Below are 14,534 nucleotides of genomic sequence, written 5' to 3'. Positions count from 1 at the left end.
GAGCGTCGGTTGACGCGGCGACGACAAGGAGGTCCGGGCAATGGCGGGGTACGCGCTCTTGGCAAAGGCGGCATCGACTGTGGTCACCGGCCTCGTCGGCGTGACGGCTTACGAGGTGGTGCGCAAGGCCGTGGCCAAGGCGCCGCTGCACGAGACCGCGGTGTCGGCGGCGGAGCTCGGGCTGCGCGGAACCCGCAAGGCCGAGGAGGCTGCCGAGTCGGCCCGGCTCAAGATCGCCGACGTCATGGCAGAAGCCCGCGAGCGCATCGGCGAGGAAGCGCCCACCCCGGCCGTCGCCGACGTCCACCAGCACGACCACTGAATCCCGTTTAGATGGCGCTCGCCACCGCCCTCGAGCCGGTCCGCTCGAAAGACCCTGCGCTGCAGGTCATTTCGGATGCGGCCGGGCGCATGCGGGTTTCCGTCGACTGGCTGCGGTGCGACTCCCGGCGCGCGGTGGCGGTCGAGGAGGCCGTCGCCAAGGAGGACGGCGTGCGTGTGGTGCACGCCTACCCGCGCACCGGATCGGTCGTCGTCTGGTACTCGCCCCGGCGGTGTGACCGCGCCGCGGTGCTGGCGGCGATCGCCTCCGCCGCGCACGTCGCCGCCGAGCTGATCCCGGCCCGCGCTCCGCATTCGTCGGAGATCCGCAACACCGACGTGCTGCGGATGGTCATCGGCGGCGCGGCGCTGGCCCTGCTCGGCGTGCGCCGCTACGTGTTCGCCCGGCCGCCGCTGTTGGGCCCGAACGGCCGGATCCTGGCCACCGGCGTCACCATCTTCACCGGCTACCCGTTCCTGCGCGGGGCGCTGCGCTCGTTGCGCTCGGGCCGGGCCGGCACCGACGCCCTGGTGTCGGCCGCGACGGTGGCGAGCCTGGTGCTGCGCGAGAACGTGGTGGCGCTCACCGTGCTGTGGCTGCTCAACATCGGTGAGTACCTGCAGGACCTGACTTTGCGCCGCACCCGGCGGGCGATCTCGGAGCTGCTGCGCGGCAGCCAGGACACGGCCTGGATCCGGCTCGCCGACGGGGCGGAGGTCCAGGTCCCCATCGACAGCGTGGAGATCGGCGACGAGGTGATCATTCACGACCACGTCGCGATCCCGGTCGACGGCGAGGTCGTCGACGGCGAGGCGATCGTCAACCAGTCCGCGATCACCGGTGAGAACCTGCCCGTTTCGGTCGCGGTGGGCGCGCACGTGCACGCCGGGTCGGTCGTGGTGCGCGGGCGCCTCGTGGTGCGGGCCGAGGCCGTCGGCAACCAGACGGCGATCGGACGCATCATCACCCGCGTCGAGGAGGCGCAGCACGACCGGGCGCCCATCCAGACCGTCGGCGAAAACTTCTCCCGCCGTTTCGTTCCCACCTCGTTCATCGTCTCGGCGCTCACCCTGGCGGTCACCGGGGACGTGCGCCGCGCGATGACCATGCTGCTGATCGCCTGCCCCTGCGCGGTGGGCCTGTCCACCCCGACGGCCATCAGCGCCGCGATCGGCAACGGCGCGCGCCGCGGCATCCTGATCAAGGGCGGATCGCACCTCGAGCAGGCCGGCCGGGTGGACGCGATCGTGTTCGACAAGACCGGCACGCTGACCGTCGGCCGTCCGGTGGTCACCAACATCATTGCCCTGCATAAGGATTGGGAGCCCGAGCAGGTGCTGGCCTACGCGGCCAGCTCGGAGATCCACTCCCGCCATCCACTGGCCGAGGCGGTGATCCGCTCGACCGAGGAGCGCCACATCACCATCCCGCCGCACGAGGAGTGCGAGGTCCTGGTCGGCCTGGGCATGCGCACCTGGGCCGACGGCCGCACCCTGCTGCTCGGCAGCCCCGGCCTGCTGCGCGCCGAGAAGGTGCGGGTGTCGAAGAAGGCCTCGGAGTGGGTGGACAGGCTGCGGCGCCAGGCCGAGACCCCGCTGTTGCTCGCGGTCGACGGCAAGCTGGTGGGCTTGATCAGCCTGCGCGACGAGGTGCGCACCGAAGCGGTCGAGGTGCTTAAGCAGTTGCGGGACAATGGGATTCGCCGCATCGTCATGCTCACCGGCGACCATCCCGACATCGCCCAGGTGGTCGCCGAGGAACTGGGGATCGACGAGTGGCGCGCCGAGGTGATGCCGGAGGACAAGCTCGAGGTGGTGCGCGGCCTGCAGAACGACGGCTACGTGGTCGGCATGGTCGGTGACGGCATCAACGACGCCCCGGCACTGGCGGCGGCCGACATCGGGATCGCGATGGGCCTGGCCGGAACGGACGTCGCGGTGGAGACCGCCGATGTGGCGCTGGCCAACGACGACCTGCATCGCCTGCTCGACGTCCGGGATCTGGGCGCCCGGGCCGTCGACGTCATCCGGGAGAACTACGGCATGTCGATCGCGGTCAACGCCGCCGGGCTGATCATCGGCGCGGGCGGCGCGCTGTCCCCCGTGCTGGCCGCGATCCTGCACAACGCGTCGTCGGTCGCGGTGGTGGCCAACAGCTCCCGGCTGATCCGGTACCGGCTCGACTAGCTCAGCAGCAGCCGCAGTCGTGGCCGCGCCAGGCCCGCACACCCTGCCAGGCCGCGACGCCTGCGATCCCGAGCCCGACCGCCGGGTCGATCCACCAGCCGCCGGACCACAGCGCCATCGTCGCCAGCCCGACGAGCACCCCGGCCGCCTGGGCGGCGCACAGGTAGTTCTGCATCCCCTCGGCCTCGGTGGCGCCCGAGTCCAGCCGCGCGCCCAGTCGGCGGTTGGCCCGGCCGAGGATCGGCATCAGCAGCAACCCGGCGGCGGTCAGCGCGAGCCCGATCGCCGACGCCTCGGCGCGGTGCTCACCGATCAGCTCCCGGACGGATTCCGCGGCGATGTACGGGGCGGTCAGCCAGAACGACACCGCGACACCGCGTTGCGCGCGCCGCTCGGCGTCTGCCGAGAAGGTCCTGGCTCCGCTGAACCGCCACACCACCATCGCGCTGCCCAGCGCCTCGGACACCCCGCCGAGCGCCCAGCCGGTCAGCGCCACCGACCCGACCGCCAGGCCCTGCCACAGCCCGACGGCGCCCTCGACCAGCACCGCGACCAGGCTGATCCACGCCAGGCGCCGCGCCCACTCGGCGCTGCGCCGCCAACCGGCGTCCCGCGCCGCGGCGAGGGCTTGGCCGCCGGCGGTGAGCGAGAAGGTGGTCATGGCGCGAGGCTAGCGGCGATCGCGCCCGGCGGCAGTCCCGGACACCAGCTAGTAACACAACCGTGTCAAACCTGACCGGTCAGCACCCGCTTGAGCACCTTTCCGCCCGCGTTGCGGGGCAGTGCGTCGACGAACAGCACGTCGCGGGGGACCTTGAAGCGGGCCAGCCGGTCCCGCACGTACTGCCTGACGTCATCCTCCGTCAGCGTCGCGCCCGGCCGCACCACGACGTAGGCACGCAACCGCTGCCCGAACTCCTCGTCGCCGACCCCGACCACCGCGACGTCGAGGACGTCGGGGTGGTGTGAGAGCGCCTCCTCGACCTCGCCCGGGTAGACGTTCTCCCCGCCGGAGACGATCATCTCGTCGTCGCGCCCGTCGATGAAGAGCCGGCCGTCGCCGTCGAAGTGACCGACGTCGCCGGTGGACATCAGGCCCCGGATCGACTCCTTGGTGCCCCCACCGGTGTAGCCCTCGAAGGCCAGCACGTTGCCGACGAAGATGCGCCCCGGCGTCCCCGGCGGCGCCTCACGCCCGTCGGCGGTGAAGACCTTGACCACCGAGCCGGGCACCACCGCACCCACGCAGCCCGGCGCGACGGCCAGATCCGCGGGCGTGGCGATGGTGGCGTAGGCGACCTCGGTCGACCCGTACATGTTGTAGACCACGGGCCCGAGCGCCTCGAGCGCGCGAGTGGCCAGCGCGGCGCCCAGCTGCGAGCCGCCGATGAACACGATGCGCAGCGCCGACAGGTCGTGCTCGGCCAGGGCGGCGGGGCCCAGGTCGAGCAGGCGCCGCAACATGATCGGCACCACGATCATGGCGCTGGCCCGGTGTGCGGCCAGGCTGGCCAGCGTCTCCCGGGCATCGAAGTGGCGGCGCAGCACCAGGGTCGAGCCCAGCACCATGCCGTACATCGCATGGCTGAAACCCATCGAATGGAACAGCGGCACACAGCATTCGGTGACTTCCCGGCCGCGGAACGGGACCTTCCCGAGCAGGCCGCCGACCGGTATCAGCGAGTAGGGCTCCGAACGCGCGGCGCCCTTCGGCGTTCCGGTCGTCCCGCTGGTCGAGATGACGATCTTGGGCCGCCCGCCGGAGGCCGGCGGCGGGGCGGGATCGCCCCGCTCGATCAGCGCGTCGAGCGAGTCGGGATCGGGCGTCTCCGTCCAGGCCAGGACGCGGCCGAGCGGCGGCCGGGCGTCGGCGACGACGGCGCCGTACTCCTCGTCGTAGACCAGGAGATCGGCGCGTTCGGAGGCCAGCATCCCGGCCAGCTGCGGGGCGCCGAAGCCGGTGTTGAGCAGCAGGACACCGGCGCCGCACTTGCCTGCGGCGTAGACGGCTTCCAGAAAGCCGCGGTGATTGCCGACCAGGATGGCCACGCCGTGACCCGGGCCCAGGCCGCGCCGGCGCCACTCGTTGGCCAGCGCGTTGGTCCGGCGGTCAAGTTCACCGAACGTCAGCGGGCCGCGCTCGTCGATCAGCGCCACCCCGTCGGGGTCCCGTCCGGCGGCGATCGCCGTCGCCGCACCCAGGATGCCGTAGCGCCGAACGGCGCCCAGCACCGGCGCGACGCGGCCGGGCGGTATCCACCGCAATCCCCCGGACCGGGCGTAGAGGAGCAGTGACCGGGCTTCCGCACCCGCGCGCCGAAGAATTTGCACACGTCGATGCTGCCGCCCGACACCGCGCCGGATAAGGGCGCAACGCCACTACGGACGGGGTCTTTCGTCACCATCGTTATTCTGGCTAACGACTAGACGGAAGGGGACGATTGCCGATGACGCGCACCGACAACGACAGCTGGGACCTGGCCACGAGTGTGGGGGCGACCGCCACCATGGTGGCCGCCGGACGGGCCCGGGCCACCCGCGACGGGCTGATCGACGACCCGTTCGCCGAGCCGCTGGTGCGGGCGGTCGGGGTGGACTTCATGACGCGCTGGGCGGCCGGCGAACTGGACTCCGCCGACGTCGACGAGCCCGGGGCGCCGTGGGGCATGCAACGCATGACCGACATGCTGGCCGCCCGCACGCGCTACATCGACGCCTTCTTCGCCGAGGCCGGCGCCGCGGGGATAAGCCAGGTGGTGATCCTGGCCTCCGGCCTGGACGCGCGGGCCTACCGGCTGCCCTGGCCGGCGGGCACCACGGTGTACGAGATCGACCAGCCGGAGGTCATCGAGTTCAAGACCGCCACCATCGCCGAGCTCGGTGCCCGGCCCACCGCCGAGGTGCGCGCCGTGCCGATCGACCTGCGCCACGATTGGCCATCGGCGCTGCGCAACGCCGGATTCGACACCGCTCGACCCACCGCCTGGGCCGCCGAGGGATTGCTCGGCTTCCTGCCGCCCGAGGCGCAGGACCGGCTGCTCGACGACATCACCGCGCTGAGCGCCGCCGGCAGCCGGCTGGTGGCCGAGGTCTTCATCAATTCCGGCGCGAACGGGGACGCCCTGAACGCCGCCAGCCAGAAGTGGCGGGACAACGGCCTCGACATCGCGCTCGGCGACCTGGGCTTTCCGGGCGAGCGCAACGACGCGGCGACCCACCTGGAGCGGCACGGCTGGCGCCCGACTCGCACACCCCTGAATCAGCTGTTGGCCGACAACGGGTTACCTTTGCAGCGCACCGATCCCGGTGCGCCGTTCGCCCAGAACTACTACTGCATCGCAGAGTTGCACGCGGCCCGTTGACGGAAGGCCACCGATGGCAGACAGCACGCCCGCCAAGCCACTTGACGGATTCCGGGTACTCGATTTCACCCAGAACATCGCCGGGCCGCTGGCCGGTCAGGTGCTGGCCGACCTGGGCGCCGAGGTGATCAAAGTGGAGGCGCCCCACGGTGAGGCGGCGCGGCAGATCACCGCGGTGCTGCCCGGGCGCCCGCCGCTGCCCACGTTGTTTCTGCCGCACAACCGGGGCAAGAAGTCGGTGGCGGTGGACCTCACGGACGACGAGGCCAAGCAGCAGATCCTGCGGCTGGTCGACACGGCCGACGTCGTGCTGGAGGGATTCCGCCCCGGCGTGATGGAGCGCATGGGCCTGGGCCCCGATGACCTGCGCGCACGCAACCCCAGGCTGATCTACGCGCGGCTGTCGGCCTACGGCGGCAACGGCCCGCACGGCAGCAGGCCGGGCGTCGACCTGATGGTCGCCGCCGAGTCGGGCATGACCACCGGGATGCCCACGCCGACCGGCAAGCCCCAGATCATCCCGTTCCAGCTCGTCGACGCCGCCAGCGGTCACGTACTGGCGCAGGCGGTGCTGGCCGCGCTGCTCAACCGGGAGCGCCACGGGGTGGCCGACGTGGTGCGGGTGGCAATGTACGACGTCGCGGTCAACCTGCAGGCCGGCCAGCTCACGATCCACCTGAACAAGCCGAGCGAGGCGCCCAAACCCGATGCGGCACCGAAAGCCAAGAAGCGCAAGGGAGTTGGCTTCGCCACCCAGCCGTCGGACGCGTTCAAGGCCGCCGACGGGTACCTGGTGATCAGCGCGTACGTGCCCAAGCACTGGGCGAAGCTGTGCCAGATCATCGGCCGCCCCGACCTGCTGACCGACCAACGGTTCATCGACCAGCGTTCACGCGCAATGAATTACCACGAACTGACCGAGGAGCTCGAGTCTGCGCTGGCCGCCAAGACCGCGGCCGAATGGGTCGAGCTGCTTCAAGAAGGCGGCCTGATGGCCTGCCTGGCCTACACCTGGAAGCAGGTGGTGGACACCCCGCTGTTCGCCGAGAACGAGCTCGCCCTGCGCGTCGGCGACGGCGACGGCACCGTCACGGTGGTCCGTATGCCCGCGCGCTACTCGAGCTTCGACGCGGCGGCCACCGAACCGCCGCCCGCGCCGGGACAGCACAACGACGAGTTCCTCACCGCGCCGCAGACCACGTCTTAAGCCGTCACTGGCTGGGCAGCCGCACCACCTGGACGAAGAACTCGTCGATCTGCTGGACGGCCTTCATGAACTGGTCCAGGTCAACGGGTTTGGTGACATACGCGTTGGCGTGCAGCTTGTAGCTGCGCAGAATGTCCTCCTCCGCCGATGAGGTGGTGAGCACGACGACCGGGATGCGGGCCAGATCGGGGTCGGACTTGACCTTCTCCAGCAGCTGACGGCCGTCGTATTTCGGCAGGTTCAGGTCCAGCAGGATGAGGTCGGGCCGCGGCGCGTCGGAGAACTGACCGCGCCGGTAGAGGTAGTCGAGGCCTTCCTCGCCGTCGTGCGCGACATGAAGCCGGTTGTTGAGTTTGTTGTGCTCGAACGCTTCTCGCGTGATCAGCTCGTCCCCCGGGTCGTCTTCGACGAGCAGGATGTCGATCGCTCTACCTTCTGACGTCATTGATGCGCTCCTTCCAAAGCGTCTGCGTCTGCGTCTGCTTCGCCAACGGGCTCGGGCTCGGGCATGGACATGGGCAGGGTGAACTCGAACCGGGTGCCCTCGGTGCGGGTCGTGTCGATCCGGATGGTGCCGCCGTGGTGCTCGACGATCTTCTTGACCAGCGCGAGGCCGACGCCGGTCCCGGCGTACACGTCGCGGCCGTGCAGGCGTTGGAAGATGACGAAGACCTTGTCGGCGAACTCCGCCGGGATGCCGATGCCGTTGTCCGACACGGTGATCACCCATTCGCGGTCATGAGCGGCGGTGCCCGGTGCGCACTCGATGACGACGCGTGGCCTGCGGTCCTTGTGCCGGAACTTCACCGCGTTGCCGATGAGGTTCTGCCACAGCATCGTCAGCAGCATCGGGTCGCCCTTGATCCGCGGCAGGGAGTCGGGTCGCACGACCTCGGCGTCGGATTCCTCGATCGCGGTGGCCAGGTTGGCCAGACCGGAGTCCAGCGTGGTGTCGAGGTCGACGTCGGTTTCCGTGGTGCCGAGCCGGCCGACGCGCGAAAAGGTGAGCAGGTCGTTGATCAGCGCCTGCATCCGCTTGGCCCCGTCGACCGCGAAGCCGATGTATTCGATGCCGCGCTCGTCGAGCTGATCGCCGTAGCGCCGCTCCAGCAGCTGGCAGAACGAGGCGACCTTGCGCAGCGGCTCCTGCAGGTCGTGCGACGCCACGTAAGCGAACTGCTCGAGTTCGGTATTGGACCGGCGCAATTCGGCCGCCTGCTCGTCCAGTTGCGCCTGCGCCGAGTGTGAGATCTCGAGCTCCTCGACCATCCGCCTGCGCATGTTCTCCACGTCGATCGCCATGTCGCGAACGTCCTTGGGCCGCTTCGGCGCCGCGATGCTTTCCTCGAAGCCGCCCTGGGTGATCCGGCGGCACGCCGCGGCCAGCGCCGCGAGCGGCCGGGCGACCGTCTCCCGGATCAGGAACCCCAGCATCCCGGCCGTGACGAAGAACAACAACACCATGGCACCGAAAGCCCTGTCGCGCCAGGCATCAACGCGTTTGAGTTCGCCCGCCGCGGCCGCCCGGGCCGCTGACAGGTTCGCATTCTGGGTATCGAAAAGCATTCGCAGATGGTCGAATTCGGCCTTACCGCGCTCGGCCGACGGCTTGCTGTTGACGTTCTTGCCGTTCGGCAGCACGGTCGCGATCACCGGTTCGGCATAGCTTTCCCGCCACCTGGCCGCCGCGTCCTCGATCGCGTCCAGGTCACCCAACAGGTCCGGACGCCCGCCCAGCCGGCGCCGGATCTCTTCCACCGCAGCCTGTTCGCTGTGCTGACCGTCGTAGTACGGCGTGAGGAATTGCCGGTCTCCGGCGATCAGGTAGCCGCGGATGCCGGTCTCCTGGTCGCGCAGCGCGGCCTGCAGCTGGAAGGCGGCCACGCGCGCCGGCTGGATGTTGTCGACGAGGTCGCGCGTCATCTGGTCCGTGCGATTCAGCAGCAACGCACCGACCACCGCGCCGGCGAGCACCATCGCGCCCATGCTGACCAACACGAGCGCCTGCCATCCGCGCACGGTGAGCTGCGACAGTCGCGGGCGGCGCAACCTCGGGGTCACGTGGTGGTCCTTTCCACCCGCAGCACCGCGATGTCGTCGGTGAGCCCGCCGTGCGACTGGGCGAGCTGCTGCGCGCCGTCGATGAGCGCATCGACGAACTCCGGGCCCGGCTTGGCCGCGTGCGATCGCGCCAGCGCGAGCAGGCCGTCCTCGCCGAGGCGCCGGATGCCTTGTCCCGAATATCCCTCGAACAGCCCGTCGGTCAGCAGCAGCAGCCCCTGACCCGGGGGCAGGTCCATCTCGAACCGCGGCCAGTCATCGTCGGCGCGCAGGCCCAGCGCCGGACCGCCCGGCGGCTCCACCCATTCCACGGCGCCGTCGCGCTGCAACAGCATCCCCGGATGGCCGGCGCGGATGGCGGTGATGCGCGTGCTGTCGGGCGGGATCTCCAAGCTGAGCACGGTCGCGAAAACGCCTGTGTCCGTTCGCTCCGAGTGCAGCACCCGCTCGAGCTGCCGCATCACTTCCACCCCGTGCACGCCGGCGAAGGTGAGCGCGCGAAACGCGATCCGCAGCGCCGCACCCAGGGCGGCCTCGTGCGGCCCGTGGCCGGCGACGTCACCGATCAGGACGTGCACGATCCGATCGGGTGTCTGGACCACGTCGTAGAAGTCCCCGCACAGCAACGCGTCCTCGCGGCTCGGGCGGTACCGCGCGACGATATCGACGCCCGGCTTGTCCAGCAGCAGCGGGGAGGGCAGCAGCCCGCGCTCCAGCAGCGCGTTCTCCCGCGCCCGCAGCCGGGTCGCGTGCAGGTCGGCCGCGATCAGCTCGGCCCGCTTGCGTTCGATCGCATACAGCAGCGCGCGCCGCAGCATCTCCGGCTCGACCCGGCCCTTGACCAGATAGTCCTGGGCGCCCGCAGCGACCGCGGACGCCCCGAAGTACTCGTCGTTCAGTCCGGTCAGCACCACGATCGGCACGGTGGCGTCGTGCTTGGCGATGCGGTCCAGCGCGTCGATGCCGTTGGCGTCGGGCAGGTGCAGGTCCAGCAGCACGCAGTCGGGCCGGGCGGAGGCCAGCTCGCGTTCGGCGTGGGCCATCGACTGCGCCCACACCACCCGGATATCGGCGACGGCGTCGGCGATCAGGTCTTCCACGAGCACCGCGTCCGCCCGGTCGTCCTCGACCAACAGCAACGACAATGACTGCCAACTCGCCGCCGGGGTCACTGGTGCGCGCACGGGCATCAATTCCCGGTCGTCCGGGGATGCGCCAAGGTGGCCACGCTGTTCACTTCAGACCCCCTGGCCGCGGTAAGACACATTTGTTCGACTTTACGTGTGGCCCTACCACCCCGATGGTTAACCGACGGAGATCCTATAGGTCAGCGCAGCAGCGCCCGCGACATGACCACGCGTTGGATCTGATTCGTGCCCTCGTAGATCTGAGTGATCTTGGCGTCGCGCATCATTCGCTCCACCGGGAAGTCGACGGTGTAGCCCGCGCCGCCGAACAGCTGCACGGCGTCGGTGGTCACCTCCATCGCCACGTCGGACGCCCAGCACTTGGACGCCGCGGAGATGAAGCCCAGGTTGGATTCGCCGCGCTCGGCGCGGGCGGCGGCGTGGTAGACCATCAGCCGCGCGGACTCGAGCTTCATGGCCATGTCGGCGAGCATGAACTGCACGCCCTGGTTGTCGCTGACCGGGCGGCCGAACTGCTTGCGGTCCTTGGTGTAGGCGATCGCGGCGTCCAGCGCCCCCTGCGCGATGCCGACCGCCTGCGCGCCGATCGTGGGCCGGGTGTGGTCCAGCGTCGCCAGCGCCGTCTTGAAGCCGGTGCCCGGCTCGCCGATGATCCGGTCGCCCGGGATGCGGCAGTTCTCGAAGTACAGCTCGGTGGTCGGCGAGCCCTTGATGCCGAGCTTGCGTTCCTTGGGACCGACCGTGAACCCCTCGTCGTCGGCGTGCACCATGAACGACGAGATGCCGTTGGCGCCCTTGTCCGGGTCGGTGACCGCCATGACGGTGTACCAGCTCGACTTGCCGCCGTTGGTGATCCAGCACTTGGCGCCGTTGAGAATCCAGTCGTCGCCGTCGGCCTTGGCCCGGGTCCGCATCGAGGCCGCGTCGCTGCCGGCCTCCCGCTCCGAGAGGGCGTAGGACGCCATCGCGGTGCCGTCGGCGATCGACGGCAGCACCTGCTTCTTGAGCTCGTCGGAGCCGCGCAGGATCAGCCCCATGGTGCCCAGCTTGTTCACCGCGGGAATCAGCGACGCCGAGGCGTCGACGCGGGCCACTTCCTCGATCACGATGCACGCCGCCACCGAATCCGCGCCCTGCCCGCCGTACTCCTCGGGCACGTGCACGGCGTTGAACCCCGACGCATTCAGCGCCTCGAGCGCCTCCTGTGGGAACCGCGCATTCTCATCCACGTCGGCCGCGTGCGGGGCGATCTCCTTCTCCGCCAGCGCGCGGATCGCCGCCCGCAACTCCTGGTGTTCCTCGGGCAACTGGAACAGATCGAACGTGGGGTCTCCGGCCCAACCAGCCATCGTGGCCTCCTCTAGCTACTAGCCAGTAACTTTACCCTGGCGCTTTTGCAGCGCCTCATCCTTGGCCCGCACGCTCTCGGCCAGCCGGCCCTGAAACTCGACGATGCGCGCCCGCAGCGCCGGGTCGGACGACCCGAGCATGCGCACGGCGAGCAGGCCCGCGTTGCGGGCGCCGCCGATCGAGACCGTGGCCACCGGCACGCCCGCCGGCATCTGCACGATCGACAGCAGCGAGTCGAGGCCGTCCAGCCGCGCCAGCGGGACGGGCACCCCGATCACCGGCAGCGGCGTCGCCGACGCGACCATCCCCGGCAGGTGTGCGGCGCCGCCGGCGCCCGCGATGATCACCTCGATGCCGCGGTCGGCCGCGCCGCGCGCATAGTCGAACATCACCTGTGGGGTCCGGTGCGCGGAGACCACCCGAACCTCGGCCGGAATGTCGAACTCGGCGAGCGCCTCGGCCGCGTCCTTCATCACCGACCAGTCGCTGTCGCTGCCCATGATCACGCCGACCCTGGGGTTGCTAGTCATGCGGATCCCATCCGTCCGTCCATTGCCCGTGTGACAACCAGTGTGCCGCGAGCTCGGCGCGCTCCCGCAGCGCGGCCAGCTGCGCCATGTCGGAGCCCAGGAAATTGACGTGGCCGACCTTGCGGCCGGGCCGTTCCTCCTTGCCGTAGAGGTGAACCCGCGCGTCGGGCATCCGCGCGAACAGGTGGTGCAACCGCTCGTCGACCGTCATCGCCGGCCGCTGCGCGGCGCCCAGGACGTTCGCCATCACCGTCACCGGGGCGATGGCATCGGTGTCGCCGAGCGGGTAGTCCAGCACCGCCCGCACGTGCTGTTCGAACTGGCTGGTGCGCGCCCCGTCCATGGTCCAGTGCCCGGAGTTGTGCGGCCGCATCGCGAGCTCGTTGACCAGCAGCTCACCCTGGACGGTCTCGAACAGCTCCACCGCGAGCACCCCGACCACGCCGAGTTCGGCGGCCAGCCGCAACGCCAGCTGCTGCGCGGCCGCGGCCACGTGCTCGGGCAGGTTCGGGGCGGGCGCGATCACCTGGACGCAGATCCCGTCGCGCTGGACCGTCTCCACCACCGGCCAGGCCGCGCCCTGGCCGAACGGCGACCGCGCCACCAGCGCCGACAGTTCGCGGCGCAGGTTCACCTGCTCCTCGGCCATCACCGGCACGCCATCGGCCAGGAAGCTGGTCGCGATATCGCGGGCGTGCGAGGGGTCGCGCGCCATCCGCACCCCGCGCCCGTCGTAGCCGCCGCGGACGGCCTTCACCACCACGGGGCCGCCGACGAGCTGCGCGAAGGCGTCCAGCTCCTCGAGATTCGCGATGCCGGCGTAGCGCGGGACCGGGGCGCCCATCGCGTCCAGCCGCCGGCGCATCACCAGCTTGTCCTGGGCGTGCACCAGCGCCTCCGGCGGCGGCGCGACGTTCACCCCCTCGGCAACCAGCTTCTCCAGCAGCTCGTTCGGCACGTGCTCGTGGTCGAACGTCAGCACATGGGCCCCGGCCGCGACCCGGCGCAGGTCGTCCAGCTCGGTGTGCGAACCGATCACGACGTCGGGCGTGACCTGCGCGGCCGGCTCGTCGGCGGCGGTGGCCAGCACGCGCAGCGTCTGCCCGAGGGCGATCGCGGCCTGGTGGGTCATCCGGGCCAGCTGTCCGCCGCCGACCATGGCGACCACCGGCGCTATCGTGGGTGCGGCCCCGGGAGGGCGTATGTTCGGCACGGCCATCATGGTGTCACGGCGCGGGCGGCGTGTTGACCGGCGGTGACGCCGAATCGTTATGTACGATTTTGCGTCTATTTTGTGTCCGTCCGTACACTGACCACTTGTGCCCTTCGCCGACGCCGCAATCGAGCGCATGCCCGGCTTTATTCAGCCCTATTTGCTGCGCCACCACGAACTGATCAAATTCGCCATCGTCGGCGGTACCACGTTCGTGATCGACTCGGCGATTTTCTACACGCTGAAACTGACAATTCTGGACTCCAAGCCGGTCACCGCGAAGGTCATCGCCGGCATCGTCGCGGTCATCGCGTCCTACGTGCTGAACCGGGAGTGGAGCTTCCGCGATCGCGGCGGCCGGGAGCGTCACCACGAGGCGCTGCTGTTCTTCGCGTTCAGCGGGGTGGGCGTGCTGCTGTCGATGGCGCCGCTGTGGTTCTCCAGCTACGTCCTGCAGCTGCGGGAGCCGATGGTGTCGCTGACCGTGGAGAACATCGCCGACTTCATCTCGGCCTACATCATCGGCAACCTGCTGCAGATGGCGTTCCGCTTCTATGCGTTCCGGCGCTGGGTGTTCCCCGACGAGTTCGCGCGCAACCCGGACAAGGCGCTGGAATCCGCCCTCACCGCGGGTGGTATCGCCGAAATGCTCGAGGACGAGATCGAGGGCGGCAACGTCACGCTGCTGCGGTCCTGGCGCAACCGGGCCGGCCGGCTGACTCAGCCGGGCGACTCCTCGGAACCCAGGGTGTCGAAGACTTCGTGATACAGCAGCGCGTGCACCTCGCGCAGCCGCGGTATGTCGTAGAACTCCAACGGGTCTTGTGACGCCGATTCGATAATCAACGTCCCGGTGCGAAACATCCGCTCGGTGATCCGGTCGCGGAATTCCACGCTGTTGATCCGCGCCAGCGGGATATCGATTCCGGTGCGGGTCAGCACCCCGTGCCGAAACATCACCCGCCGGTTCGTCACGACGAAATGGGTGGTCAGCCAGCTCAAGAACGGCCACAGCGTCAGCCAGCCGACGATCACCAGCCAGATGCCCCAGATGACGCCGTAGATGATGTTCTTGGCCAGCTGGCTCCAGTGCGTCGAGTTGAGGTATCCCGACCCGAACGCCGCGATCGCGGTCACCAGCAAAAGGACGACGAC

Annotated in this window: 14 protein-coding genes; 5 read left to right on the top strand and 9 right to left on the bottom strand. The window is 70.0% G+C overall.

The window, feature by feature from the left end; genetic code table 11:
* The first annotated feature begins 40 nt into the window (after positions 1 to 40).
* Positions 41 to 322 carry a DUF1490 family protein gene (locus A5691_RS12470; protein ID WP_066949897.1) on the top strand — a complete coding sequence of 94 codons (282 nt, stop codon included), beginning with the start codon at positions 41 to 43 and terminating at the stop codon, positions 320 to 322.
* An 11-nt stretch (positions 323 to 333) separates the two neighbouring features.
* Positions 334 to 2,508 carry a manganese-exporting P-type ATPase CtpC gene (ctpC, locus tag A5691_RS12465; protein ID WP_068019039.1) on the top strand — a complete coding sequence of 725 codons (2,175 nt, stop codon included), beginning with the start codon at positions 334 to 336 and terminating at the stop codon, positions 2,506 to 2,508.
* A 1-nt stretch (position 2,509) separates the two neighbouring features.
* Here the strand turns inward: ctpC and A5691_RS12460 are convergent, their stop codons facing one another.
* Together A5691_RS12460 and A5691_RS12455 are read right to left on the bottom strand one after the other, a co-directional pair.
* On the bottom strand, positions 2,510 to 3,169 hold the full coding sequence (locus tag A5691_RS12460) for a cation transporter (protein ID WP_068019036.1): 660 nt from the start codon (positions 3,167 to 3,169) through the stop codon (positions 2,510 to 2,512).
* 65 nt (positions 3,170 to 3,234) lie between these two features.
* Positions 3,235 to 4,839 (bottom strand): AMP-binding protein, encoded by a 1,605-nt coding sequence (locus A5691_RS12455; protein WP_068019034.1) that lies wholly within the window; start codon positions 4,837 to 4,839, stop codon positions 3,235 to 3,237.
* A 116-nt stretch (positions 4,840 to 4,955) separates the two neighbouring features.
* Here A5691_RS12455 and A5691_RS12450 point away from each other — a divergent pair, with 116 nt between their 5' ends.
* Both A5691_RS12450 and A5691_RS12445 read left to right on the top strand, forming a co-directional pair.
* Positions 4,956 to 5,870: a class I SAM-dependent methyltransferase gene (locus tag A5691_RS12450; RefSeq protein WP_068019030.1), complete on the top strand. Its 915-nt coding sequence runs from the start codon at positions 4,956 to 4,958 to the stop codon at positions 5,868 to 5,870.
* 13 nt (positions 5,871 to 5,883) lie between these two features.
* A complete protein-coding gene (locus tag A5691_RS12445) occupies positions 5,884 to 7,077 on the top strand; it encodes a CoA transferase (protein WP_068019028.1) in 1,194 nt (397 codons plus the stop codon).
* A gap of 4 nt (positions 7,078 to 7,081) precedes the next feature.
* On the opposite strand, the gene A5691_RS12440 is transcribed toward A5691_RS12445, so the two are convergent.
* From A5691_RS12440 to A5691_RS12415, 6 genes are all read right to left on the bottom strand, one after another.
* Positions 7,082 to 7,522: a response regulator gene (locus A5691_RS12440; protein WP_067758960.1), complete on the bottom strand. Its 441-nt coding sequence runs from the start codon at positions 7,520 to 7,522 to the stop codon at positions 7,082 to 7,084.
* The gene (locus tag A5691_RS12435) at positions 7,519 to 9,063 is read right to left on the bottom strand and encodes a CHASE3 domain-containing protein (protein WP_082950283.1); all 1,545 of its coding nucleotides are present in this window, start codon (positions 9,061 to 9,063) and stop codon (positions 7,519 to 7,521) included. Before A5691_RS12435 ends, A5691_RS12440 begins: the two co-directional genes overlap by 4 nt.
* A 71-nt stretch (positions 9,064 to 9,134) precedes the next feature.
* A complete protein-coding gene (locus tag A5691_RS12430; protein ID WP_067758956.1) occupies positions 9,135 to 10,328 on the bottom strand; it encodes a PP2C family protein-serine/threonine phosphatase in 1,194 nt (397 codons plus the stop codon).
* Between the two features lie 137 nt (positions 10,329 to 10,465).
* The gene (locus A5691_RS12425; protein WP_067758953.1) at positions 10,466 to 11,635 is read right to left on the bottom strand and encodes an acyl-CoA dehydrogenase; all 1,170 of its coding nucleotides are present in this window, start codon (positions 11,633 to 11,635) and stop codon (positions 10,466 to 10,468) included.
* 18 nt (positions 11,636 to 11,653) lie between these two features.
* The gene (gene purE, locus A5691_RS12420) at positions 11,654 to 12,166 is read right to left on the bottom strand and encodes a 5-(carboxyamino)imidazole ribonucleotide mutase (RefSeq protein WP_067758950.1); all 513 of its coding nucleotides are present in this window, start codon (positions 12,164 to 12,166) and stop codon (positions 11,654 to 11,656) included.
* Positions 12,159 to 13,388, bottom strand: a complete 1,230-nt coding sequence (locus tag A5691_RS12415) for a 5-(carboxyamino)imidazole ribonucleotide synthase (RefSeq protein WP_082950278.1) — start codon at positions 13,386 to 13,388, stop codon at positions 12,159 to 12,161. Before A5691_RS12415 ends, purE begins: the two co-directional genes overlap by 8 nt.
* 97 nt (positions 13,389 to 13,485) lie before the next feature.
* On the opposite strand from A5691_RS12415, the gene A5691_RS12410 reads away from it, so the two are divergent.
* Positions 13,486 to 14,145 (top strand): GtrA family protein, encoded by a 660-nt coding sequence (locus A5691_RS12410; RefSeq protein WP_067758944.1) that lies wholly within the window; start codon positions 13,486 to 13,488, stop codon positions 14,143 to 14,145.
* On the opposite strand, the gene A5691_RS12405 is transcribed toward A5691_RS12410, so the two are convergent.
* Positions 14,100 to 14,534: PH domain-containing protein (locus A5691_RS12405; protein ID WP_067758941.1), on the bottom strand; the 435-nt coding region annotated here is incomplete at its 5' end. The two genes, A5691_RS12410 and A5691_RS12405, sit on opposite strands and share 46 nt — an antisense overlap.

The sequence above is a fragment of the Mycobacterium sp. E183 genome, from assembly GCF_001667735.1.
In the GTDB taxonomy this organism is placed as follows: domain Bacteria; phylum Actinomycetota; class Actinomycetes; order Mycobacteriales; family Mycobacteriaceae; genus Mycobacterium.
Note: the sequence above shows the minus strand (reverse complement) of the source record. Positions and strands in the feature narration are given on the sequence as shown.